16 protein-coding genes and 1 pseudogene are annotated in these 24,493 nt (G+C 55.6%); 9 read left to right on the forward strand and 8 right to left on the reverse strand.

Annotation, left to right across the window (positions count from 1 at the left end; translation table 11 throughout):
- Positions 1-45 precede the first annotated feature (45 nt).
- Positions 46-765 carry a DUF3313 family protein gene (locus AB8B76_RS09540; RefSeq protein ID WP_405271993.1) on the reverse strand — a complete coding sequence of 240 codons (720 nt, stop codon included), beginning with the start codon at positions 763-765 and terminating at the stop codon, positions 46-48.
- 206 nt (positions 766-971) lie between these two features.
- On the opposite strand from AB8B76_RS09540, the gene AB8B76_RS09545 reads away from it, so the two are divergent.
- Genes AB8B76_RS09545 through pepN form a run of 5 tightly spaced genes read left to right on the forward strand, consistent with a single transcriptional unit; the run spans position 972 to position 6,508 of the window.
- Positions 972-1,853, forward strand: coding sequence for an NAD(+) kinase (locus tag AB8B76_RS09545; RefSeq protein WP_405271995.1), 882 nt, complete (start codon positions 972-974; stop codon positions 1,851-1,853).
- Positions 1,854-2,705, forward strand: coding sequence for a rhomboid family intramembrane serine protease (locus tag AB8B76_RS09550; protein ID WP_405271997.1), 852 nt, complete (start codon positions 1,854-1,856; stop codon positions 2,703-2,705).
- A gap of 38 nt (positions 2,706-2,743) precedes the next feature.
- On the forward strand, positions 2,744-3,022 hold the full coding sequence (locus AB8B76_RS09555; protein WP_405271999.1) for a YeaC family protein: 279 nt from the start codon (positions 2,744-2,746) through the stop codon (positions 3,020-3,022).
- The gene (locus AB8B76_RS09560) at positions 3,019-3,864 is read left to right on the forward strand and encodes a DUF2797 domain-containing protein (RefSeq protein WP_405272000.1); all 846 of its coding nucleotides are present in this window, start codon (positions 3,019-3,021) and stop codon (positions 3,862-3,864) included. Before AB8B76_RS09555 ends, AB8B76_RS09560 begins: the two co-directional genes overlap by 4 nt.
- Position 3,865: 1 nt before the next feature.
- Positions 3,866-6,508 (forward strand): aminopeptidase N, encoded by a 2,643-nt coding sequence (pepN, locus tag AB8B76_RS09565; protein ID WP_405272001.1) that lies wholly within the window; start codon positions 3,866-3,868, stop codon positions 6,506-6,508.
- Here the strand turns inward: pepN and AB8B76_RS09570 are convergent.
- Genes AB8B76_RS09570 through AB8B76_RS09595 form a run of 6 tightly spaced genes read right to left on the reverse strand, consistent with a single transcriptional unit; the run spans position 6,497 to position 13,438 of the window.
- Positions 6,497-8,191 carry a BatD family protein gene (locus AB8B76_RS09570; protein WP_405272003.1) on the reverse strand — a complete coding sequence of 565 codons (1,695 nt, stop codon included), beginning with the start codon at positions 8,189-8,191 and terminating at the stop codon, positions 6,497-6,499. The two genes, pepN and AB8B76_RS09570, sit on opposite strands and share 12 nt — an antisense overlap.
- Positions 8,169-9,986 (reverse strand): VWA domain-containing protein, encoded by a 1,818-nt coding sequence (locus tag AB8B76_RS09575; protein ID WP_405272005.1) that lies wholly within the window; start codon positions 9,984-9,986, stop codon positions 8,169-8,171. The genes AB8B76_RS09570 and AB8B76_RS09575 overlap by 23 nt, the downstream gene beginning before the upstream one ends.
- Positions 9,979-11,028 (reverse strand): vWA domain-containing protein, encoded by a 1,050-nt coding sequence (locus tag AB8B76_RS09580; RefSeq protein ID WP_405272007.1) that lies wholly within the window; start codon positions 11,026-11,028, stop codon positions 9,979-9,981. Before AB8B76_RS09580 ends, AB8B76_RS09575 begins: the two co-directional genes overlap by 8 nt.
- Complete coding sequence (locus AB8B76_RS09585) at positions 11,025-11,495, reverse strand: DUF4381 domain-containing protein (RefSeq protein WP_405272009.1); 471 nt, start codon at positions 11,493-11,495, stop codon at positions 11,025-11,027. The genes AB8B76_RS09580 and AB8B76_RS09585 overlap by 4 nt, the downstream gene beginning before the upstream one ends.
- Positions 11,485-12,432, reverse strand: a complete 948-nt coding sequence (locus AB8B76_RS09590; RefSeq protein WP_405272011.1) for a DUF58 domain-containing protein — start codon at positions 12,430-12,432, stop codon at positions 11,485-11,487. Before AB8B76_RS09590 ends, AB8B76_RS09585 begins: the two co-directional genes overlap by 11 nt.
- A 49-nt stretch (positions 12,433-12,481) precedes the next feature.
- A complete protein-coding gene (locus tag AB8B76_RS09595; RefSeq protein ID WP_405272013.1) occupies positions 12,482-13,438 on the reverse strand; it encodes an AAA family ATPase in 957 nt (318 codons plus the stop codon).
- Between the two features lie 226 nt (positions 13,439-13,664).
- Between AB8B76_RS09595 and AB8B76_RS09600 the strand changes: the two genes are divergently transcribed.
- The gene (locus tag AB8B76_RS09600; RefSeq protein WP_405272015.1) at positions 13,665-18,494 is read left to right on the forward strand and encodes an NAD-glutamate dehydrogenase; all 4,830 of its coding nucleotides are present in this window, start codon (positions 13,665-13,667) and stop codon (positions 18,492-18,494) included.
- A gap of 216 nt (positions 18,495-18,710) precedes the next feature.
- Here the strand turns inward: AB8B76_RS09600 and rmf are convergent, their stop codons facing one another.
- On the reverse strand, positions 18,711-18,914 hold the full coding sequence (rmf, locus tag AB8B76_RS09605) for a ribosome modulation factor (protein ID WP_008295319.1): 204 nt from the start codon (positions 18,912-18,914) through the stop codon (positions 18,711-18,713).
- A gap of 190 nt (positions 18,915-19,104) precedes the next feature.
- Between rmf and AB8B76_RS09610 the strand changes: the two genes are divergently transcribed.
- The 3 genes and pseudogenes from AB8B76_RS09610 to AB8B76_RS09620 all read left to right on the forward strand — a co-directional run.
- On the forward strand, positions 19,105-20,475 hold the full coding sequence (locus AB8B76_RS09610) for a M20/M25/M40 family metallo-hydrolase (RefSeq protein ID WP_405272017.1): 1,371 nt from the start codon (positions 19,105-19,107) through the stop codon (positions 20,473-20,475).
- A gap of 194 nt (positions 20,476-20,669) precedes the next feature.
- Complete coding sequence (locus AB8B76_RS09615; RefSeq protein ID WP_405272019.1) at positions 20,670-23,876, forward strand: TonB-dependent receptor domain-containing protein; 3,207 nt, start codon at positions 20,670-20,672, stop codon at positions 23,874-23,876.
- Between the two features lie 53 nt (positions 23,877-23,929).
- A pseudogene (locus AB8B76_RS09620) lies at positions 23,930-24,493 on the forward strand (hypothetical protein); the annotation flags it as partial.

Below are 24,493 nucleotides of genomic sequence, written 5' to 3' on the forward strand. Positions count from 1 at the left end.
TGTGGCCTCACATTGTGGCCTTAACGACATCCTGCTGCGAAACGCTTACTCGCTGTTGCCACGAGCCTGCATAGCCAGTAGGCCATCATGAATCTGCTTGGCCCAGCTGTTGAAGTTGCGTCGCACCTCAGCCATGTTGGTCACGCTATTGTTAACGCCCCACATGGTCGAGTTCGCGCTGGTTCGTGTGTCCTTGATGATCGCCAGGGGCTCGCCGCTATCACCATCGGCTAACATGATCGCCAGAGACATGCTGCCACCGCCTTCGGTGATAACCGTTGTCCGCGCAGTTGTCCTGGACATTTGATCATCCTTCGGGCCCGAGGGCGCAATTTGGGTGATTATGGCCTCGAGCTTTATCACATCATCGCCGCCTTGATCGGTGATCTCGAAGGCGCCACCGTCTGTTAAGGCTTTAGCCATGGATTCCTGGAAATTGCTTTGTAACTTTGCTTTATCGCTGTCCGTGAGTTCCCATTCCCGGTTGTATCTGTTCACCATGCTACTGCTGGTATTTGGCTGAATGATTTCTACGTTGTCCACGTCCAGCGGTACGATGAATACTTTTGTGTATCGAGCATAGTCGGCATTCGGATCGATATACGCCAGGTCCGAACGGGAGTTATCAACCTTTGCCAGGCCTCCCATAATCACTTCAGCGTCTTCGCCTGTTTGGATACTAGGCTGCTCAGCACAGCCTGCGAGCATCGCTAGAGGCAGTGCGAATGCGGTGAGTGTTCTGGGGAAGTTTCGAAAAGTCTTCATAGGGATTGTCCTTTCTTCTATTGCGCAGGTTGTGCTGGGAGCACTGAGAAGTACAGTTTGCCACTGCGGCGCCGAAGCGCAAGCGTCATTCATCGGCAGTCGGCTATTATCGGTGGATACTACTTTAGCTATTCGTCGTTGCAATTGAACGATGTCCACTACCGGCCTGGCTGGGTATACTGGTTTTTTTTCAATGAGTGCGTTGCATGCCCGGAGTATTTTCCCGAGTCGGGGTCGTAGGTCGGAGCCGTCAGGATGGCATCGAAGCGGTATTGGAAGAACTCATGTCTGCTCTGCGCGAAGCGGATGCTGAGCTTTTGTTAGAGGATCGTTTTGGCGATCTTACCGCAGAGGGTTGTGATACCCATTCCCGCGACGCTATTGGTGCTGCAGCCGACCTGATCATTGTGCTGGGTGGAGATGGCTCCATGCTTAGCGCAGCGCGTGAAATGCTTCAGTACGGTAAACCGATGCTGGGTATCAATCGCGGACGCCTGGGTTTTCTCACTGACATAAGTCCCGACCGTGTTTCCGAACAAATCGCGGCGGTCATGAGCGGTGATTTTAGTAGTGAGGAGCGTTTCCTCCTCGATGTCAGTGTGGTTCGTGGGGGCGAAACTGTTTCCGAGGGTGATGCCCTAAACGATGTGGTTGTGAACTCGGGAACCTCGGCGCAAATGATCGAGATCGAGCTCTATATCGACGAAGAGTTTGTGAATCGTCAAAGGGCAGATGGACTGATCGTGTCCACACCCACGGGGTCGACGGCTTACTCCCTATCCGGCGGTGGGCCCATCATGCATCCGGCACTGGATGCACTGCTAGTGTTGCCGATGTTTCCTCATGCGCTATCGAGTCGCCCGATTGTCATTCGCGGTGACAGCGAGATACGTATCGATGTCTTGGCGCGCAACCGTATCCACCCTCCTGTCACCTGCGACGGACAGGTGAACATGACAGCCCGTCCAGGAGACTCTGTTGTGCTGCGCCGCAACCCGTCGGTACTAACGCTACTGCACCCTCCGGGTCACAGCTTTTATGCCAGCTGTCGCGACAAGCTGCGTTGGAGCGGTGCGCTGGTCGACTAGATGTCTGTGCTTCTCTATCGCGGTTCCCTGACTGAAGACCTTCGCCCCCTCAGCGCATTGTTGTGGCAGCAGAAGATTGCCCATCGCATTGTGGAAGAGGACGGTGTTCAGGTAGTGCTTCTTGCCGAAGGGGCTGACAAAGATCGGGCAGACGATTTTCTCGAGCGCTGGCAGAGCGGTGAGCTCCAGGTGACTTTGCGACCGGCTCCTACGGTAAACCGCCCAAAGGGAAACGCTCTCCCGGCACTTGTTCGCAGCGCACCAGTAACACTCGCGCTTATTGCGATGAGTATTCTTGGCTTTTTGTTAGTGTATTTAAACGCGCCCGTTAGCTGGGTGGCCGCGTTCACCTACGAGCCCTTTACTCTGCAGGGTGGGCGTCCGATGTTTAGCGAGGCAAGCGGTCAGATCTGGCGTTTGGTGACTCCCGCCTTTTTACACTTTGGTTTGATGCACATCGTGTTCAACAGCCTGTGGTGCTGGGAGCTCGGGCGGCGTATCGAGTCAGCTTTGGGTAGCTTCAATCTTTTGGGTTTGTTTGTGGCGACGGCGGCGCTGTCCAATTTCGCCCAGCACACAGTCTCCGGTTCAGTGCTCTTTGGCGGGCTGTCAGGCGTGGTCTACGCATTTCTGGGTTTTTCCTGGGTCGCAGGTCGGATAAATCCGCGCTGGCAGCATCTGGCTCCCGCTACGCCCATCATGTTGTTTATGGTGGGCTGGTTAGTCGTATGCCTACTCGGACTTGTTGATGTGCTGGGGTTTTCCGTCGCTAATGCTGCTCATGTCGGCGGTCTGTTCAGCGGCTCGGTTATAGGGGTGGCCTTCGCTCTGCTTTACAGGAAGCAGCACTGATATTGCGTATAATCGCGCCTCTTTCTACGGGAGGCCGCATGGACTATCAATCACTCATCGACACGCTCAGCCCGGACATTGTCGCGCGCTTGCGTCAGGGTATCGAAACGGGTCGCTGGCCCGATGGTAAGCCCGTGACGCCAGAACAGCGAGAGCATAGCCTTCAGGCGGTGATTGCCTGGGAACAGCAGCATCTTCCTCAGGACCAACGCGTGGGCTATATCGACAAAGGTAAAAAAGCGGGCGCATCGCGCTCCAGTGGCTCAGAGACTGAGCAACTGCGCTGGGCAAGCCAACATGAGGAATCCAAGGAATGAGTGTTCTTTTGGGAGAGGGAGGTATCCGTAAGATGACCTCCTCGCTAAGTGACAGCGCGGTGGATTATGCGCTCCCTATGGGCGAGGCCAGCGTACCCCTGAACGCCTTGCTCGGGCAGTCTATCTCCCTGAGCTTTCTCGGAGCCATCAACTGCGTCCACTGTGGGCGGAAGACCAAGAAGAGTTTCAATCAGGGTTACTGTTACCCATGCTTCCAGCGACTTGCCCAGTGCGACAGTTGTATTATGAGCCCCCAGAAGTGTCATTACTCAGCGGGTACGTGTCGCGAACCCGAATGGGGCGACGCGAATTGCATGGTGGATCACTTCGTCTATCTCGCGAATACATCGGGCCTGAAAGTAGGTATTACCCGGGGCACGCAGGTACCGACGCGTTGGATAGACCAGGGAGCAACTCAGGCACTGCCGGCGTTTCGAGTGGCCAGCCGACTTGATTCAGGTTTGGTCGAAGTGGCCTTTGCCGCTCACGTTGCTGACAAAACCGCATGGCAGAGAATGCTCAAAGGCGCGAATGATCCTATGGACCTACCCGCCGAGCGCGCGCGCTTGGCCGAGACCTGTGCAGACACCATTGAGACGCTTCGCCAGGAGCGGGGCATCGATGCCATTACCTCACTGGATACCAAAGACGTCACTACTATCGACTATCCAGTGCTGGAGTACCCAAGCAAAGTGAAGTCGATGACCTTCGACAAGATGCCCGAGGTCGCTGGGACGCTCATGGGTATCAAGGCCCAGTATCTGATCCTCGATACGGGTGTGATCAATATGCGACGGCATGCGGGCTATCAAGTCGCGCTGTCACAGATGACGGAGAACTGAGATGCGTGACGGGCAACCAAAGACAATTTTTCTGAGCGACTATCAGGCGCCGGCCTTCACGGTGAGTCATACCGAGCTCCATTTTGAGCTCTTTGATGAGCACAGCCTGGTTCATGCACGCTTACATTTTCGTCGTTCTGACGGCGTGTCTGAAGATACCCCGCTCCTACTGAACGGTCAGGAGCTGGAGTTGTTAGCACTGGCGGTGGACGGACAAGAAGTTGCGTCAGAGCACTATGAATTGAGCGATGATTTTCTGCGCATTGACGGGCTTCCCCAGAGTGGGGTACTCCAGACGTCCGCGCGTATTTATCCGCAGTCCAACACCTCGCTTGAAGGTTTGTATCGCTCTCGAGGTTTGTTCTGCACGCAATGCGAGGCCGAGGGTTTTCGAAAAATCACCTGGTTCCCCGATCGTCCCGATGTGATGTCGACCTATGCGGTAACCATCGATGCCGATGCAGGGCAATGTCCGGAACTCCTGAGTAATGGAAACCTGGTGCATAGTGAGGAGCTAACTGAAGGGCGTCATCGGGCTGTCTGGGAAGACCCGCACCCCAAGCCAAGTTATCTCTTTGCACTCGTTGCCGGAGACTTGCAGCGTGTAGAGGATAGCTTCACGACGGCCGGCGGACGCGACGTTCGCTTGATTATTCTGGTCGAAGAAAAGGACCTCGATAAGTGCGCTCACGCGATGGACTCTCTCAAGCGCTCCATGCGCTGGGACGAAGAACGATTTGGTCGAGAGTACGACCTGGATGTCTTCCATATTGTGGCGGTGGACGACTTCAATATGGGCGCCATGGAAAACAAGAGCCTTAACATCTTCAATACTTCCTGCGTTTTGGCTGCTCCCGATACGACTACAGATCTCGGGTATCAACGCATCGAGAGTATCGTCGCCCACGAGTATTTTCATAACTGGTCTGGCAACCGGGTCACTTGCCGAGATTGGTTTCAGCTGAGTCTCAAAGAAGGTTTCACGGTTTTTCGAGACGCGGAATTTTCTGCGGATATGGGGTCGCGATCCCTTAAACGTGTCGAAGATGCCATGACCATGAGAACCCTGCAGTTTGCCGAGGACGCAGGCCCCATGGCCCATCCCGTGCGCCCCGCATCATTCATTGAGATCTCTAATTTCTACACGCTCACGGTATACGAAAAGGGCGCCGAAGTAGTGCGAATGATCCAGACCCTCCTGGGCGAGAGGGACTTCCGTCGTGGCAGTGACCTTTATTTCGAGCGCCACGATGGGCAAGCAGTCACTTGCGATGATTTCATAGCCGCGATGGAAAACGCATCGGGTAAGGATCTGACGGACTTTAAACGCTGGTATTCTCAAGCGGGAACGCCAGAGCTCAGTATCAGAGATAGCTGGGACGAAGAGCAGGGAACTTACACCCTGACCGTTTCGCAACAAACTCCTGCGTCACCGGGACAGAGTGAAAAGTCCCCCGTGGTGATTCCTCTGGCGATGGGCTTGTTGGGCGAGGCGGGTAATCTGCGGATCAAACTTGACGGTGAGACGCCTAACAACGAGAGCGCGGACAATACTCACCGTGTCCTTATTGCAGATAAGCCGACCCAGACGTTCCGTTTCACAGAACTCCCCGAGCGTCCTACACCCTCGCTTTTGCGAGGGTTCTCGGCGCCAGTGCGCGTCGACTACCCCTATAGCCGGGAGCAATTGCTCGCCCTGGTGAGTCGTGACGATGACGACTTTGTTCGCTGGGATGCCATGCAGCAGTTAATGGTCTCAGGCTTGCAAGAATTGCAGGAGAATCCCGAGGCTGCGCTTGACCCGATACTGGAGACCGCGGTCAACGCGATTTGCAGTCAATCCCTTGATCCCGCCGTGCAGGCCGACATGCTTAGGCTCCCATCGGAAACCTATCTTTCCGAACTTGCCAGCCACGTCGGTAAAGCTGATGTGCATGGCATTTTTCGTGCGAGGGAAAGTCTCAGAAAATCGCTTGCCACAGTGTTTCGCGAGCGTTGGGCCGCACTCTTTGAGTCCTTAAAGGTCACAAAGCCCTACGCGGCGACCGGAGAGCAGATAGGGTCTCGTGCTCTGGCGAATGTCGCTCTTGATTACCTTGCGACTGCTGATGATCAGGGAGTCGCGCTGGCGAGGGACTATTACTTTGCTGCCGACAATCTCACGAATCGCCTGGTGGCGCTCCGCGCTGTGTTGCGTGAGGGTAGTGCAGAGCGCGGAGAGGAGTTGCTGGAAGACTTTTACCAGCGTTTTTCTGGTGAAGCCTTAGCGATGAATCACTGGCTGGTCGTGCAGGCCGAAAATACCAGCGGAGACGCCATTCGTCGCGTCCGCGCGCTTATGGAGCATCCTGCCTATGACGGCCGAAACCCGAACAAAATCCGGTCTCTTATCGGTGGGTTTGCCAATGGCAATGCCGTGCACTTCCACCGCGAAGATGGCGCCGGGTATCGCTTGCTGGGAGAGGTTGTGGAGTCGCTAAATGCGCAAAATCCGCAGATCGCTTCGCGTTTGTTGGCCCCTTTGACGCGATGGAGAAACTACGCTGCCGGAGCTGAGCTCATGCGCGCAGAGTTACAACGCCTATCTGAGCTACCATCTTTATCTCCGGATGTTTATGAAGTTGTTAACAAGTCACTGGCTTAAGTAGAGCTCGGGTAGGGCACTGCTCGCGGGTCGCTTTGTTACGCTCTTGGGTAGCTCCCGAACAGCTCTAGCCAAGGCGCTACCATTCCATTGCGGGGTGGCGGCGTCTACGCCGTCATCGCTGTTCTCGAGCTCTTCGCGGTAAAGACATCGTTCCAGCTCGTGTACCGCTGTCGTGAGCGCTGCGGAATCCTGCTGTAGCAACCAGTCGTTGATTGGACCGGAGTATCCCTGGTCGTGAAGCCACAGGCGCAGTGATTCTCGGGCAAGTACGGGGTCGTTGGCCTTACAGGCATCAAATAGTTTAGGTGGGGTTTTTGAAACAACGGCTTCTGGACTTGCCTGGGTTTCGACGCGTGGGCCTCGTCGCCACCATAGAAAAGAAGTGACTATCCACCCTGAAGCGCAGAAGGCTGCAATCCAGGGCCACAGGTTACTTGCTGTAGTTATAGTGGGTTGGCTCAGTGCCCCTACCTCGCTTGTTGGCAGAGCGGCAGGGCTGTCAACCGGGTTGAGGGATACGCCGGGACTTGGTAGCACGGTTAATACCTGTGCCGGTAGCCTCGCGATTTTCAGGCTGTCGCTTTCGGTATCCCACCAGGGAATCTCTAATGCAGGTAGTTCATAAACACCGTCTTCTACGGCAACCAGTGCAAGGCTGTCGCTGCGAATTCCCGTTACGCCCTGGTCGTTGTTAACGTTGTTGATCAAGGGTTGGTCGGGATAAGCGCGAAGCCCGTCGACACTATTGCCATCGATGGGCGGTAGTTGAGCGCCCTGTAATCCTTCACCGGTAAGAGTAATCGTGCGCGTAATGGAGTCGCCTATGCGCAACTGATCCAAGGGAGCGGACCACTGCTCTTCAATGGTGAGATTGGATGAGGGTAGCCATGTTGCGTTTGGATAGCTGGCGGGGCGCGGACGCACCGGTATGGTCAGCGCGTCGCTACGGCGTCTCAATAATCGTCCTGCAGGTCGCGTGTCAAAAAGTGTACGTCGGCCGGACGCTATCCGCCCGGAGAAGGTCTGTTCTGGAATAACCAGATCACCGCTGGACTCGGGAAAGATGGCGTAGCGGATTTCGTGGACCAGCCAGGGGCGGCCATTGATTGTGCGTTGGAATGAGTTTTGTCCCAGAGTTTCGACGTAAGCGTTGGCGATCTCGAGTTCACTAATGCTGCGGGAGTCCAGGTTCACCGCCTGCTGTACCCGAAGGGTCAGTAGTAGCTGCCCCTGTACATAGACTTCGGAGCGATCCACCTCTGCCTCAAAGATAACGACTTCGTCTTCCGCCTGAGCAGTGGGTTCCGGGCCCACGGTGACGGCCAGCGCTTCGCTGCGTTTGCCGTCCACCTCAAAGGGCGGGATTACCAGGGAACCTTCCCGTCGGGGTGTAAGCTCGAGAGTCAGCTCGCGAGTTTGGCTGCGCTCTCCGTTTACAATGCGCGTGCTGATATTGGATGAACTCTGCAGAATGTCGAACAACTCCTCAAGCGCATCAAGGTTTGCGTCGCCGGGATCACTGCTGTCATCGCTGCGCAGGGACAGACGCACGGTGTCGCCCATGGCAATGTTGTAGCGATCAAGAGAGGCCTGCAGCGCTGCCTGAGCCGGTAAAGCTAGCGCAGCCACGAGGCACACGAGGATCCAAAGAAAATGTCTACCAGATTTCTTTTGTGTCACGGTTCTTTCCTTGCTGCTGTCTCTGGCGGCTTTCAAAGCGGAACTTCTCTCGCAATAGCCCCGAGGGGTCATCGGGGACGCGGCGTAGCCATTGCTGCATTGCCTGATCCTTCTCCAAGTCTTCCTGCATAGCGCTGTTATCTATTTCAGGCTGCGGCATGGGCCGCTGCTGTGCCTGCTCGGATTGCTCACTGTCTCCCTGGGAGCCATTCTCACCGTCAGCATCTTGCTGATTTTGCTCCTGCCCGTTTTCTGACTGAGAGTCGTCACTGCTGCCTTGCGGGTTGTCTTGTTGTCCCGAGTTGTCCTGAGGGGACTGTGATTGATCCTGCTGGCTATCGCCGCTTTGTTGTTCTTGATTTCCTTGTGAGTCCTGCGGCTGCTGCTGGGAGTCTCCCTGTTGCCCTTGCTGCTCTTCTTGTTGTTGCTCCAGTAGTTGTTCAAGTGTTGCCAGATTCTTCTGTGCATCTTCCTGATCTGGCTCGCGCTCGAGCGATGCTTTGTAGGCATTGATAGCCGCCTCCAGCTCACCCTGCGCTGCGAGGGCATTGCCACGGTTGTACCAGGCATCTGCGCTGTCTTCCTTTGAGAATGCAGTTGCTGCGGTCGCATAGTCCTCATCGCTGAACGCAGCCGTGCCACGCCAGGATGGGTTTTCAAAAAGCGCCGCGGCGCGTCCAGCGTCACCGTCCGCCAGTGCCCGCTCTGCCTGTTGATCGGCCCGAAGCCATAGGTCTTGCCATTCAAAGGCCTCACTTTTTTGTGCGGGGAGTACAGTCACAACCAAGGGCAGCATATAAACCCAGCCTCGGCGAAAGCTCACCAAAGCAATGAGAAGTAATGGCAAAACAAGCCAGTGGGCCATGTCCTGCCAACGATCGGCTTGGCGATCCAGGGATATAGTATCGTCGTCATCGACGATGTCGGACTGAGTGAGCAATGCCTGTAAATCGCTATCATCAACCGTCATCCTGCGGTATGTACCCCCGGTCTCGGTAGCGAGCTCAAGGAGCAAGTCCTCATCGAGGGCCGGGACCACGATCTCGCCGGACTGATCTTTCAGAAATCCGCCACCGGGAAGCGCAATAGGGGCCCCGACGCGAGTTCCCACCCCCAAGACCGCAAGATCCCGCGGTTGGCCGGCGAGAATTGTCTGGATACTGCTCAGGTCGCGGTTTCGGATGCCGTCGGTAACCAGAAGGATTCGCCCTCTGCGGACGCCTGCAGAATCCAGCAATGCCACAGCGCGTTCCACTGCATCAACGGGGTTTGATCCGGGAAGGGGCATCATTTCAGGTGTTAAGGCGGGAAGTAGGTTTGCGATGGTGGGATTGTCATCGGTCAGAGGCGCGACAATATGTGCGTCTCCGGCGTAGGCGATCAAGGCGGTGAGTCCTTCCTTGCGTTCTCGCAGTAAGTCCAAAAGCTTGCGCCGCACGCGATCCTGTCGCGACGGTTGAAGGTCTGTGGCGAGCATCGAGTAGCTCAAGTCGACCACGAGGACCAAAGCGTCCTGTTTTTGCAGCACGGGCTGGGGTAACTGCTCCCAGCTAGGACCCGCCGCCGCTAAGGAGCCAATTATCCATGCTAAAAGCAAGGCAGGCAGACCGCTGCTACCTCGGCGAACTGATTCCCGACTAATGAGATGCTCAAGGAGCTCGGGGGCCACTATGCGCGACCAGCTCGCTTCCTGTCCTCGCTGCCTCCACAGCAAAAAGCCCAGAACTAGACAGGGAAGCAACAACAGCAGCCAGTGCGGTCGCAGGAAGTGAAAATTACTGAGAAGCTCAGTCACGGACAGGAAAGCCTACAGCGCTTGGTGTCGATGCCGACGAGCGATGGCGCCACAGGTAACGGATGACTAAAGCAAAACTCAGGGCCATGGCGAGGAGCAGCGGCAATGCGCTCAGAGATTGCTGGGGTCGATACAGGGCCTTGTCGACCTCAAGAGGCTCCAGCTGCTCGAGGAGCCGATAGACCGTGGCTAGCTCTTCCGGGTCCCGGGCGCGGAAGTATTGTCCGCCGGTGCTTTGGGCGATAGATGTAAGGCTGCTCTCGTCCAGGTCTGCAGAAGGGTTTACCGTGCGCGCGCCGAGAGGCGAGCCCAGCAGTCCCGGCAGCGTAAGCGAGTCGGCGCCAATCCCGATCGTATAGATGCGCACGCCCAGGTCCGCAGCGAGCTTAGCTGCCTCCAAGGGGTCTACGGTGCTCGCAGTATCCTGGCCGTCGGTAAGCAAAATCAGTACGCGGCTTGTGGCCGGGCGTTCTTGAAGCCGCTTCACCGCAAGACCAATGGCATCACCAATGGCTGTCTCTTGTCCCGCAAAACCTATTTGTGACTCCAGCAGAAAACGTTGCACCGTTTGGATGTCGAAGCTCAGGGGCGATTGCAGATAGGCCCGACTTCCAAAGAGAATCAGGCCCAGGCGGTCACCGCTACGCCGGGACATAAAATCGCTGCCCAGCTGCTTTACCGCATCAATTCGTCGGGCCATGCGATTACCCACCTGCATATCTTCCACCCGCATGCTTCCGGAAATGTCGACGGCAAGCATCAGGTCTCGACCGCTGTTGGGAAGCTCAATCGCTTCACCGACCCAAAGGGGGCGCGCGGCGGCCAGGAGTAGACAAAGCCAGATTGTCCAAAGCGCTATTGCGGGTACCTTTCTTGCGGCGCTGACCACGGATTCCTCATCGTCGTTGGTCAGACTCTGCCAACGGTTAAAAAAAGGTGCGCGGAGCGCCGGTCGTTCAACAGTTCGTGGTGGCGCGAAGCGCCTTATGAGCAAAGGCAGCGGAAGCAACAGCAGGACTGCGGGCCAGAGCAGGGTGATCATCTCGGCCGCTCCATGTTCTTGAGCCAGCGACCTGTCGCGTGCAAGGCGTCTTCACAGTCTTGCGAATCCACCTGCGGAAGATAGGCAAGATCTGCCAGCGTGCCATCGAAATAAGGCTCTTTTCCCTTGGCCAGAGAATTCAAAAAATCCGCCCAGGCCTGCCCTGTAAGACCCGCGCAATTCCGGCGACCTGCAACGCCAATAGCCACACGTCGTTGCAAAAGTCCCAGAGCGGCCGCGCGCTCAGCGTCAGACATATCTTTCTCTTCTAGAGCGGCAAAAGCACGCCGCGCCGCTCGAATCGGAGCAGCGCGAAGATGAAAGCGCCAAAGACGAAGGAGTCCGTAAACGATGAGGCCCAAGCTTAGAAGAGCAAGTAACCACCACCCTGGCGCCAAGGGCCACCAATGCACCGCCGGTGGCTCGCGGAGCGGTTCGAGCATGCCGATGATGGATTCAGGATCCATGCTTCACCGGGTTTGCGTTGCTGCTAAAAGATATCGACCCTGCCGCTTGCGAACCCCCATAGATGTTTCTTAGGAGTGTCAGAGGCGCTTGAGTGGTGCTGCCGCGGAGCATGGGTATGCCTAGTCGCTGCAGTTGCTGCTGGTGGCCTTCTAACCGTTGGCTATACAGCTCGGCAAAGCGTTGGGATAAACCTGGCATACCGGTGTCCAGCTCGGCGCGCTTGTCTCCGTCAGTAACGCTATAGCGTCCCGCTGGAGGAAGCTCCGCCTCAAGAGGGTCACTGCAATGGATGGCGGTGATTTCGACGTGGCGGGCAAGCTGAAACAGTTCCTCGCGGGCTTCGTCCTGCTCGGCGCCCTCAAAGTCACTGATAAGAAACACGCTGGAACCGGGTCTCGCAACCCGGCGCACACTGCGGAGCAAGGTGCTAAAACGATTGTTTTGGTCTTCTGGTGACTCCAGCGCTGCTGGTGTTTCCGCGAGCGCCGACAACAGAGCGAGAACCGTGCGACGACTGTTGCGAGGACGCATTTCCCAGTGGTCTGCGTCACGCATGAGCAGGCCGCCGACACGTTCATTGCTGGCCAGTGCGCTCCACGCCAGCAGCGCAGCAATCTCAGCGGCAAGCACGATTTTAAAGCAGTGCTGCGAGCCAAATTGCATGGATGATCGTTGGTCTACCACAAGAAGTACGGGGCGCTCCCGCTCTTCGTGAAACATCTTTGTGTGTGCAGCGCCGGTTCGCGCGGTGACGCGCCAGTCAATAGCGCGGATGTCATCTCCCGGTTGGTAGCCTCGTACTTCTTCAAACTCAATACCGCGTCCGCGGAAGTTCGAGCGTTGCCCGCCGGCGAGTTGAGCGAGAGCCCGACGTCGTCGCCGGATATCCAGCTGCCGGGCAGGAAAGCGTAAAGCCAGCAGCCGTGCAATATCCACGGTTGCTCCGCTCGCAGGTTGTGAGGGGTCTAGCGTCAACACGTAAGTATCAGGCCACCGGTACGAGTCGGAGAATCTCGTCGATCACCTCATCACTGCGCACCCCGGCGGCTTCCGCTTCGAAACTTAACAACAGGCGGTGCCGGAAAACGTCTGCAGCTACACCCTGAACGTCGTCGGGAGAGACAAAATCGCGACCGTGGAGCCAAGCGTGGGCGCGTGCACATCGGTCAAGGGCAATGGTAGCCCGAGGACTGCCGCCATAATCGAGCCAGTGAGCCAGATCGTCGCTGTAAGGCGCGGGGTTTCGGGTGGCCATCACCAGCTGCACAATGTACTCCTCGACAGCTGGAGCCATATGCAGGGCGAGGGCTTCCTCGCGAGCTTGAAACACACTTTCCTGAGCTAGTTGCGGTGCATCCACTGCGGCGCCTTTTGCGGCTTCTGATCGTGTTAGACGAAGAATCAGTCGCTCCGCGTCTGCGTCCGGATAATCAACTTTCACATGGAGTAAAAATCGATCGAGCTGGGCTTCGGGAAGAGGGTAGGTACCTTCCTGCTCGATGGGGTTTTGCGTCGCCATCACCAAAAACAGGCGCGGCAGCGCATAACTCTCGCTGCCCACGCTCACTTGGCGTTCCGCCATGGCCTCCAATAAAGCCGACTGCACTTTGGCCGGAGCACGGTTTATCTCATCGGCCAAGACCAGGTTGCTGAACACAGGGCCTTGTTGAAAGTGAAAGCTGGCTTCCTGCGGTCGATAGATTTCTGTTCCCGTAACATCACCGGGTAAGAGGTCGGGTGTGAACTGGATTCGGTGAAAACTGCCCTCCAATGCATCTCCCAAGGATTTGATCGCCCGGGTCTTTGCCAGCCCCGGGGCTCCCTCCACGAGCAAATGCCCGTCCGCTATCAAGGCAATGAGTAGCCTTTGCACTAGGTGGCTCTGGCCAATAATCTGCTGGTCCAGCCACTGTTCCAGTTGTCTCAGGTCGCTAGAGGTCAAGGTTTCTCCTGTTGAAAATCTGTCAACGTAAACAATTTGATGAGCTTTTTGGCATGCAGCGCATGCGAGGGGTGCGATTCTAGCGGAGTACGGCCTCCGGGGCACCCGCTGCCCACATAATCGACTGGCATATTGCCGTAAAGTTCCCTTCCCGCGGCGCTCATGGTACCTGTCTTTGCGATACACTGGCCGCCTAATAAAGCGGTGTTAAATAAGGGGACCTGCTATGGCGTGGGAGACACTCAAGCAAGCCTTGCTTGACGACCTCGCGGGCATTGTAGTCAAGCGAGCCGACGCAGAGCATCGGGATGACCTCACTCTTCTCTCGGACACTTTCTTCAGTCGATTTTCGGCGGAAGATATGCGTGATCGCTCTCCCGACAACCTTTACGGCATGCTTTACGGCTTGATGCGCTTTATGCAGAGCTGGGCGGGGGATGCTCCAAAGGTTCGCTTGCTAAACCCCCAGATTAGTACCCACGGCTGGGAAAGCACGTCGACAATCGTCGCGGTGCTCTGTCGTGACATGCCTTTTTGTACGGCGTCGGTTCGAGGCGAAATCAATCAGCGCAATCTGGGTATTCACTGCCTGGCGAGCTGTAATTTGCGTGTTGCTAGGGCCAAAAACGGTGAGCTTCAGGGGTTGCTGGGCAGCGAGCAAACTGCCGCTGACGCCTCTGCGGAAAGCCTTCTTTATTTCGAGATTACGCGCCACAGCGACTTGAGTGAGCTTGACGAACTTCGGGAGAGCCTCGAGCAAATTCTCGAGGAAGTGGCTATGGTAGTTGGCGACTTCGGTGCTATGCGAGAGCGGCTGGATGAAGCGCGGGAGTGCATCGCCGAAGCGGCTTGTGTCAGCGACGAGTTTCGTGATGAGGCGGCTGCATTTATCGAATGGTTGCGCGGCGATCATATGACGTTTCTGGGTTACGAGTATCTTCGCGTAGAGGAGGGCGAGGTGCATGTCGATAGCAGCTGCAATCTTGGTGTGCTTCGGGGGCTGGAGACGCGCGGCGCTGCAGATCTTGAACACGATCTGGCCTGGATGGCACCTGAGGAGTTTCATCGACGCCAGCTAAGTTTTGGCAAATCGCGCCGACGGGCAAAAGTGCACCGTCAGGCCTACCCCGACTATGTCGAAGTCAAAACTTACGATGCGTCCGGCGCAGTAACGGGTCAGCATCGATTTCTTGGACACTACACTGCGGCCGTCTACAACATGGATCCGGCGGAAATACCTATTCTGCGCCGAAAAGTGAGCCAGGTTCTTGGGCTTTCGGGGCTCGCGGAAGAAGAACACGATGGACGGGAGTTAAAACGCGTATTGGAGTTAATGCCTCGGGATGAGTTGTTTCAATCATCTACCGCGGATCTCTATAACACGACATCAGCAGTCAATCGTATTCAGGAGCGGCGCCATACGCGATTGTTTGTGCGCAAGGATGCGCACGGCAAGTTCATTAGCTGTCTTCTGTACATGCCCCGGGATCGCTACACCACCCAGCGACGAATGAATATTCAACGAATTCTCACCAAGGCTTTTTCCGCTGAAGAGTCTGAGTTCAATACGCAGTTCACCGAGTCCGTCTTGGTGCGGGTGTACTTTGTTTTGAGAGTGGATCCATCGCAGAACCATGAGTTTGACGTCAATGAAATCGAGGAGCAGATCGTGCAGGCAACGCTAGCGTGGAAGGATCGACTGCGGCTTCGGTTGCTTGAGGAGTTCGGCGAGGAGCGCGGTGAGCAACTCATGCGTGAACTGGGTGACGGCTTCGCCCCTGGTTATCGTGATGACTTCGATCCCCGGGTCGCTGTACTGGATATACAGCACATATTGGCCTTAAACGGCACAGATCGTCTGGGTATGAACCTGTATCGTCTTTTGGAGGAAAAAGATGATCACCTGAAGTTGCGCTTGTATCGCATGGGTTCGCCTTTGCCCTTATCAGATGTGCTGCCGATTCTGGAGAATTTGGGCCTGAGGGTGGTGGCAGAAAGAGCCTACCCCGTGCGCGCAGCCTCGGAAGGTCGATACTGGATTCAGGAATTCAGTTTGATTTATTCCCTCGCCAAGAATATTGATCTGGAACAGGTGAAAGAAGAGTTTGAAGATGCCTTTTCGCGTATTTGGTATGGGCAGGCTGAGAGCGACTCTTTTAATCGTTTGCTGTTGGGTAGTCGCCTTAGCTGGCGCGAGATCGCACTTTTACGCGCCTACGCCTGTTACTTTGGCCAGATAAATTTTGCTTACTCTCGCAGCTATATCGCTGAAACCATGGCGGCCCATCTACCTATATCCTCCAGCATCGTTGAGCTTTTCCTCACGCGGTTCTCCCCGGTGTTTGACGGAGATGACGAGTGGCGTGATCAGCGCGAGGCTGCGGTAAAGGAACGCATTTTGCTGGCGCTGGATGAGGTGGAGAACCTCGGGCAGGACAGGATTATTCGCCAGTACGTCGAACTCATTTCGGCGACAGTGCGCACCAACTTTTTCCAGCAAGGCGAGCTTGGAGATAGTAAGTCTTACTTTTCCTTTAAGCTGCGCCCGGGCGATATTCCCGATATTCCTCGTCCGGTTCCTCTGTTCGAGATTTTTGTTTATTCGCCTCAGGTCGAAGGGGTGCATCTGCGCGGCGGGAAAGTCGCGAGAGGCGGCTTGCGCTGGTCGGATCGATTGGAAGACTTCCGTACAGAAGTCCTCGGCCTGGTGAAAGCACAGCAGGTCAAAAATGCGGTCATCGTGCCTGTGGGCGCGAAAGGTGGTTTTGTTGCCAAACGCCTGCGTCCCGATATGACGAGGGATGAGGCGCAGGAAGAGGGCGTGGCTTGCTACAAGACCTTTATTCGAGGTCTGTTGGATATCACGGATAACCGGGAAGAAGATCGTATCGTTCGGCCTCAGCTTACGGTGTGTAAGGATGACGAAGATCCCTATTTGGTCGTGGCTGCTGATAAGGGCACTGCGACGTTTTCCGATATCGCTAACTCCCTGTCAGAAGAGTACGGATTCTGGCTGGGTGATGCCTTCGCATCGGGCGGTAGCGTGGGCTATGACCACAAGAAAATGGGTATTACGGCCAGGGGTGCCTGGGTTTCTGTAGAGCGCCATTTTCGAGAAATGGGTGTCAATGTCGCGACGACGGAGTTCTCGGTCGTGGGAATCGGCGATATGTCTGGCGATGTCTTCGGTAACGGAATGTTGCTGTCAAAGCATATTGCTCTGCTGGCAGCGTTTAACCATATGCATATTTTTGTGGACCCCAATCCTGATGCCGAGCGCAGCTATCTTGAGCGGGAGCGTTTGTTCGCTTTGCCAAGATCGGGCTGGTCGGATTACGACACGTCGTTGATTTCTGAAGGGGGTGGCGTGTTTAGCCGTAACGCCAAGTCCGTCGCTATTTCTGAGCCTATGAAAGCGCGATTTGGCATTACCGTTAATCACATGACGCCGACAGAGCTGATCAGCGCGATCCTGCGGTCCGAAGTAGATCTGCTGTGGAACGGTGGTATTGGCACCTATGTGAAATCGAGCTCCGAAACCCATACCGATGTAGGCGATAAGGCAAACGACGGGTTGCGAGTGAACGCCAGGGATTTGCGCTGCAAGGTAATTGGTGAGGGCGGTAATCTGGGGATTACGCAATTGGCGAGAACCGAGTTTGCGCTCATCGGAGGTCGCTCGAATACCGACTTCATCGATAACGCCGCGGGTGTGGACTGCTCGGACCATGAGGTCAATATTAAGATCTTGCTGGACGCCATTGTCGCGAGAGGTGATCTCACCGAGAAGCACCGTAATCAGCTTCTTGAAGATATGACCGAGTCTGTTTCGGCCCTGGTGTTGGCAAATAATTACCGGCAGGTCCAGGCAATCAGCATCGCAGAGCGCGAAGCGCGAGTGCGTAGTGGCGAATACCGTCGTTTGATTTCGACCCTCGAGAATGCAGGGCGATTAGATCGAGAGCTCGAGTTTTTGCCCACGGACGAAGCATTGGCAGACAGAAGAACGCAAGACCTGGGGCTTACCCGTCCAGAGCTTTCGGTCCTGATCTCCTACAGTAAGGCGATACTCAAGGAAGAACTCATTGCCTCGGACTTAGGCAGCGATGCTCATTTGCTCCAAGCGGTGTCTACCGCGTTTCCCGCCAAGCTCAAGGAGACCTATCCCGAGGACCTCGCTGAACACCGTCTGCGCCGCGAAATCATGTGCACTCAGGTTGCGAACGATATCGTGAATCGCATGGGTTTGAACTTCGTTTTGCGCCAGCAAAAAGCGACAGGTGCCCCCGTGGCGGATGTCGCTCGTGCCTATACGGCGGTTATGGAAATATTTGGTATCAGCACATTGTGGGACAGTATCGAGGCGCTGGACTTCACCGTAGTGTCTGACGTTCAGATTGAAATGATGCTCGACGTCATCCGCCTGGTGAAACGCGCGACTCGTTGGGTATTGCGTAATCGTCGTCACCAGATTACCCCTACTAGCATGATCGAAGAGTTTTGCACTGGCGTGACGGAGTTGCAGCGTGCCCTTCCCGAGTTGTTGCGTGGTCGAGCCGCGGAGCAGTACGAAGCGCGGCTGCAGAGCTACAACGAGGCAGGGGTTAATGCCCAGACCGCTGCGCGAGTTGCCGGCTGCATGCACGCAGCAACGGCGCTGGCGATTGTCGATGTGTCTACGCAGACAGAGAACGATCTCATGGAAGTGGCGACCTTGTACTACCATTTGGGCGAGCGTTTAGAGCTGGATTGGTTCGGTGCGCAGGTCTTAGGCAGCAAGGTAGAGAACGAGTGGCAAGCCATGGCTCGAGAAGCCTACATGGAGGACCTGCAGTGGCAGCAATGCACTCTTGCTCAGGGCGTTCTGCGCTTGAGAAACGACGATCGCGATGTGGTGGCCTGCATCACTGCCTGGGAGGAGCAGGAGAGTGCTCTGCTCAAGCGCTGGAAAGACATGCTGAGTGAGCTCCACACAACATCGTCGCCGGACTTTGCGATGTTCGCAGTGGCTAACCGTGAGCTGCTGGACTTGGCCCAAAGCAGCCGGAGGGTTTGAGTTACCTACTCGCCAAGCTGCCTACTAGGCTACCTACTGGGCTACCTACCAAGCTATGTTAACTTTCAGTTAACTTCTAATTGCAGCGTAATGCAGGGACCCTAATGCAGGGAGCCTAATGCAGGGAGGCAAATACGCGGAGGCAAAACCATCGCAGAAGACGTTGGATAAGCAGGTACTCGCAAGTCAGCATTGGCCCCCTGGCAGGGCTCCGGACTACTGCATGCGTAGGCGATGCACTCCGGACACACCAATGAGGCCATCTAACTGATCGGCGTGTCCCTCTCGCCACCCGGTAATCCAATTGATTCGTTGTTGCTCCGTCGTGTGCGGGCAACTTTCGCTGCTCCGACCTGATACTCCTGCCTGATAACCACGCTCATAAGCTCGAGCAGTCATATCGCGTTTCTGTCGGCGCATCGCTATTCCTCTCATGTCATACATAGGGGCTTACCTGTATATAAGCAGAGAAAAACGGTTTCAGCTACTATTTTTTTGTTACGGATACAAGCGTGTCTATGTCGCAATGATATAAAGAATTCACATATTCGGGCTCGCATCCTTTACTGGCGCCTTAAGCAGTTTGTGATCGACTCTAAGTCAGGGCACCATGAGTCCTCACCGATATCACGTTCAGGACGATTCCCCGATGTTTTTCAGAGTGTTTAGCAGCGCCATTCTTGCACTGGGTTTGGTAAACCCAACGTTTGCCCTTGATGAAAAGGAGATAGCGATCCGCGATGCGGTGACTCGTGGGCAGGGAGAGGCCCTGGCCCTGCTGGAGCAAGCCGTGAACATCAACAGCGGCACGATGAATGTAGATGGCGTGAGAGAGGTGGGACAACTATTCGCCGAGGCTTTTTCCGATGCCGGATTTTCAACCCGCTGGGTGGACGGGGAGGTTTTTAGCCGTGGTGGCCATCTGGTGGCAGAACACGGAACGAAGGGCCCCAGGGTCCTCCTGATCGGTCATCTGGATACGGTGTTTGCGAAAGACAGTAGTTTCCAAAAATTTGCGCGCATTGATGAAGATCATGCAGCAGGGCCCGGTATCACCGATATGAAGGGCGGAGATGTGATTATTCTGCAGGCAGCCAAGGCCCTTGACGCTGCCGGGGTTCTGGACGAACTCCAACTGCGGGTAGTCCTTACTGGTGATGAGGAGTCCCGCGGGCGGCCCTTGGGCGTTGCCAATGCCGCGCTTATTGAGGCGGCAGACTGGGCCGATATAGCTCTGGGCTTTGAGGATGGCGATGGCGATCCAAAGACCGTGGTGACGGCGCGGCGCAGCTCTAGCGAATGGCGGTTGAGTGTCACCGGCAAGCCGGCACATTCCTCTCAGATTTTCCGCGATGACATCGGATTTGGCGCGGCATTGGAAACCGCAAGAATTCTCGACGCCTGGCGGGTGGCACTGTCAGCCATTCCCAATCTCACCTTCAACCCCGGCTTGGTGATGGCGGGAACCGACTTGGATCACGATGACAGTAATACACGGGGGACTGTCTTTGGAAAGAATAACGTGATCGCACAGACAGCGGTTGTCACCGGCGGGATGCGGGCAATCAGTCCTGAGCAGATTGCCAACGCGGAGGCGACGATGCGAGAGATTGCAGCGGAAAATTTAGCGCAGACCACCGCAGAGGTGACCTTCAATCATGGATATCCTCCCATGGCGCCCTCTGCCGGTAACGACACATTGCTTGAGTACTACAGCGCTATCAGCGAAGAGCTGGGTTATGGCCCGGTGGTGGCTGTGGATCCGCGAAGGGCTGGAGCTGCTGACATTTCTTTTGTAGCGGACCGTGTAGAAGCTGCTATCGACGGTTTAGGTCTTATGGGCGACGGCGGCCACACAGTTGACGAGGTCGCGGATCTTCGAACCTTGCCACAGCAGACCCAGCGTGCCGCTATCTTGCTTTACCGCATTGCGAAGGGAGCTGTAGCCCTCCAAAAGTCGCGCACATCCTCGGGATCTTAAATGGCAGTAAAGCGATAGATATTTGAAATTTTTGTGACTCAAACAAAGCCATTATCGACGTCGATTACTGTCACAAATTTGTCATAACTCGATAACATTACCGTCACATTACGAACCTACGATGCCCCGATTGCTTTTATGGATGGGGCGCAGCGATGTCCCTCCATGTCAATATTCCTGACTTAGAGGTCGTAATGACACAGTTGTTTGGCGCTCGGCGTACCTTGCCAGTCTTGTTTACCTTGCTTTGCCTCACGCAAACCGGCCATGCGGCAGATGAACTACTGCTCTACGTCTTTGACGAAGGCCTTGCTGTGCAAGGTGCCACTGTCACTATCGATGGCGAGCCTGCAGGCACAACTCGTCGTGACGGGTCTCTGTTTGTTGACCTTGAAGGCGACGGTCAACGAGTGCTTGCGATTACAGGCAGCGATGGCGTAGTTCAGCGCGATCGCTTTTCATCCGCTTCAGGCCAGCTGGTGGATGTGATCAGCAATTTTGGCGTTGGTGACAATCAGGCGATCATCGATGTCTACTCTCGCACAGAGTCAGCTGCGGATCGTCGTGAGGTGCCTACGGGTGAGCTTCAAATCACGGTCCGTAAAGGTTCCGACGCTGCCGCAAACCAATTGGTTGTAATTTCTAATGGTCAGGGCGGTGTGTCGACAGATGCACAGGGCTTGGCGTCTAAAGCGGTTCCCCGTGGGATCTACCGTGTAACCACTAACGGCGTTTCCCGTGAGGTTCGGGTTGTGGCCGGTGTTACCAGGGGTGTGCAGCTCAACCTGCCCGAAGCCGAAGGACTGCTGTCTATAGCCGCGCCACAGATTGAGGAGGTCTTCGTTCTCGGTACTTTCGATCCCGGTGGCTTCGAGCTATCTGAGCGAGATACCAACCTCATTGTCGACACGCTGGGCGTTGAAGAGTTGGCACGCTTTGGTGACTCAGACGTTGCCGCCTCGGTTATTCGTGTGCCCGGTGTGGCGGTGCAGGATGACAAGTACGTATTCATTCGCGGCCTGGGTGGTCGCTACGTGACATCGACTTTGAATAATTCGACGATGCCGTCGACCAACCCGACCAAGCGCACGGTTCCTCTGGATTTGTTTCCTTCCAACTTCGTCAATCAGTTGGATATCAAAAAGACTTTTTTGCCCTTCATGCCCGGCGAATCCACTGGCGGTAATTTGGTTATCAACACCAAGACCTTCCCTGACGAGCGCTCCGCAAGTGTTACTGCATCACTTGGCTATGTGACGGATCTCACGGGGAACACCGTGGGTGTAGATCCCGCGAGTGGCAATTTTGATTTTATCGGCTGGGATGACGGAACCAGAAAAGAGAGCATCGTAGTTTCGACTATCGGGGACATCGTTTCTGACGGCGGCAGAGTCACGACGGACGATGGCACCACTTTTACCTTGGAGCAGGAACAACTTCGCGAGCTACAGCGCACCGCGGGTATTTTCCTTGCTGAGGATTGGGATCTGGATTTTGCTGAGACTACGCCCAACGGCAGTCTTGGTGTTAACTATGGTGATCTGTTTTACCTGGGGGAGGGCGAGCTGGGCTTCTATGCCGCCGTAAACTACTCCAACGAGTGGAGCCAGCGCGGCAACGGCATACGTCGAAGCTACAGCGCCAGCGGGATCGTCGCCGATGACCAGAATTACGAGTCCTATTCTCAAAACATAGATATTTCAGGTCTTGTCTCGATCGGCTACAACATCGGGAACAATACCTTCGAGTGGAATAACGTGGTGTCCCGCTCCACCGAGAGCTTTGTCGAGCGCTCCGTTGGTCGCGAGGGTGACGAGTTCCGGTCGGTTTACCAAGCGACAAGTCAATGGGAAGAACGACAGTTCTTGTCTTCTCAGATCGTGGGCTCTCATTTTCTTAACGAAGATGGGTCGCTCTTTGGTGAGTGGCAGTTCACTGCGAGTCAGGCGCGCCGATACGTTCCTGGACGAACAGATGTTCGTTTCAACGCAGAGGCTAACCTCACCGAGCCAGCTGATTTGCGCGAGGGTTACAACTTCTCGCAAGCAAACAACGAGCAGAGCGAATTGCTCAACGGGTTCTTCTTTTCCTCCGGTAGCTCCTCGAAGCGTTATGACGACCTGACCGACGACAACTTCGACGGTTCATTCGATATCACTTGGGACGCCTACGATGACGGTGCCAGCTTCGGTCAACTGCGCTTCGGAGCGCAGGCTATTTACCGCGAGCGGGACGCTGAAAGCGCAACCTACGGGTTCTTCAATAATGGCGCTGACGCCACTTTGAGCAGGTCGCCCAATGTGCTCGTGTCTGACAATATTTTTGTCTGCGGTGAGGGGGCAGGCACAGTGACCTGCGAGGATGACTCTCAGGGCGGTGTGCAGAATAGCCCCACGACAGGATTTCTCTTTCAGGTGCGGACTCAGGTTTCCGACGAATACCAGGCTGAGCTTGAGTACAACAGCGTGTACGCCATGTACGACCATACCTTTGATGGTGTATGGGAAGTGATTGCCGGCGCCCGCTATGAGCAGTACGAGCAGGTGACCGACACCTTCGACCTGACTACGGGTAACCCCGTTCAAGGAATCGTCGATGAGGGAAGCCTCTTACCGGCTCTGGGCATCAACTGGTTCTATTCGGACACTCAGCAGTTGCGACTCGCGATTAGCCAGACCGTAGCGAGGCCCGACTTCAAAGAGGCATCAAACGCGGTGTTCTTTGATAACGAATTTAACGTACGTGTTCGTGGTAATCCCAATCTGACGATTTCCGATATTTTCAACGCAGACCTTCGCTGGGAGTGGTATTTCGGAGATAACGATACCGACAACATCTCAGCGGCTGTGTTCTATAAAGATATGACCGACCCTATCGAGCGCGTCTACCAGGCCGCATCGGGAACGGCGAGCAACTCACGAACGTTTCAGAACTCCGAAGCCGCGGAGCTTTACGGCGCAGAGATCGAGGGCCGTAAAGAGTTTGTGTTAACCGACGACTACAACAACACCCTGTTTGTGTCCTTCAATGCGGCCTACATCGAGTCAGAGGTTACGCTCCTTAATGGCGACGCCCGAGCGCTTCAGGGACAGCCAGAGTACACAGCGAACTTCGTTATTGGCTACGACAACGTACCCGGCGGACACCAACTCACACTCCTGTACAACCACAACGGCGAATCCATTGCAGATGTCGGCATCCTTGGGCTTCCAAACGTCCTGCTCGAGGAGCGAGGAGAGCTGAATCTGGTCTACCGCTATGACATTTCAGAGAAGGCAACGTTAAAGGCGCGTGTAGAGAATATTTTTGACGCAGAAGTGGAATACACCCAAGGGGATCAGATATTCCAATTCTACGAAAAGGGCACCACTTTCCAGCTCGGATTCGACTGGGAGTTCTAGGCAGTACCAGAGGACCCACTTGGGTTAACAACGTTTCACCAGGGAGTGAAGTGATGAACAAGCAGTTTGTATTGGCTCTAGTCGTGTCCTTAGGCCTTGCGGGCCTCAGCGGATGCAGCGAAAGCGATAGCGCGACGATCATAATCGAGGCGCCCGAAACCGGTAACGGTGGCGGTAACGGCGGAGGCAATGGTGGTGGTAACGGCGGCGGAAACGGCGGTACCGACCCTACAGCTTGCCCTGAGGGCACTGAAGAAGTCTCCGCGGGCACCTGTCTGCTGAGCGGTACTTACACGAGTGATCTTACTCTTGCGGCGGGTAACGTTTACCAACTGGATGGTCGGGTGAACATCGGCAACGGTAACTGTTTGCTGTCCAGCGCTGCGACCTGCGACAACGGCGACGCACTGGTCAATGCGACATTGACTATCGAGCCCGGCGTAAACGTTCGAGGCCTACCTTCTGATGATCCTCTCAGCGCGGCGGTGCTGCACATCACACGCGGAAGTATGATCAATGCGGTGGGTACAGCTGCTGCACCCATCATCTTTTCCTCAGCCGATCCAGATTTCACCACCCCTGGAGAATGGGGCGGCTTGCAAATCTCTGGTTTCGCT

Origin of the sequence: Congregibacter sp., from assembly GCF_045107095.1 — a bacterium.
Taxonomy (GTDB): Bacteria; Pseudomonadota; Gammaproteobacteria; order Pseudomonadales; family Halieaceae; genus Congregibacter.

What these genes read in the sequence shown, in the direction of transcription:
- AB8B76_RS09540 (WP_405271993.1), bottom strand. Translation starts at nt 765, where the DNA reads ATGAAGACTTTTCGAAACTTCCCCAGAACACTCACCGCATTCGCACTG.
- AB8B76_RS09545 (WP_405271995.1), top strand. Translation starts at nt 972, where the DNA reads ATGCCCGGAGTATTTTCCCGAGTCGGGGTCGTAGGTCGGAGCCGTCAG.
- AB8B76_RS09550 (WP_405271997.1), top strand. Translation starts at nt 1,854, where the DNA reads ATGTCTGTGCTTCTCTATCGCGGTTCCCTGACTGAAGACCTTCGCCCC.
- AB8B76_RS09555 (WP_405271999.1), top strand. Translation starts at nt 2,744, where the DNA reads ATGGACTATCAATCACTCATCGACACGCTCAGCCCGGACATTGTCGCG.
- AB8B76_RS09560 (WP_405272000.1), top strand. Translation starts at nt 3,019, where the DNA reads ATGAGTGTTCTTTTGGGAGAGGGAGGTATCCGTAAGATGACCTCCTCG.
- pepN (WP_405272001.1), top strand. Translation starts at nt 3,866, where the DNA reads ATGCGTGACGGGCAACCAAAGACAATTTTTCTGAGCGACTATCAGGCG.
- AB8B76_RS09580 (WP_405272007.1), bottom strand. Translation starts at nt 11,028, where the DNA reads ATGATCACCCTGCTCTGGCCCGCAGTCCTGCTGTTGCTTCCGCTGCCT.
- AB8B76_RS09585 (WP_405272009.1), bottom strand. Translation starts at nt 11,495, where the DNA reads ATGGATCCTGAATCCATCATCGGCATGCTCGAACCGCTCCGCGAGCCA.
- AB8B76_RS09600 (WP_405272015.1), top strand. Translation starts at nt 13,665, where the DNA reads ATGGCGTGGGAGACACTCAAGCAAGCCTTGCTTGACGACCTCGCGGGC.
- rmf (WP_008295319.1), bottom strand. Translation starts at nt 18,914, where the DNA reads ATGCGCCGACAGAAACGCGATATGACTGCTCGAGCTTATGAGCGTGGT.
- AB8B76_RS09610 (WP_405272017.1), top strand. Translation starts at nt 19,105, where the DNA reads ATGAGTCCTCACCGATATCACGTTCAGGACGATTCCCCGATGTTTTTC.
- AB8B76_RS09615 (WP_405272019.1), top strand. Translation starts at nt 20,670, where the DNA reads ATGACACAGTTGTTTGGCGCTCGGCGTACCTTGCCAGTCTTGTTTACC.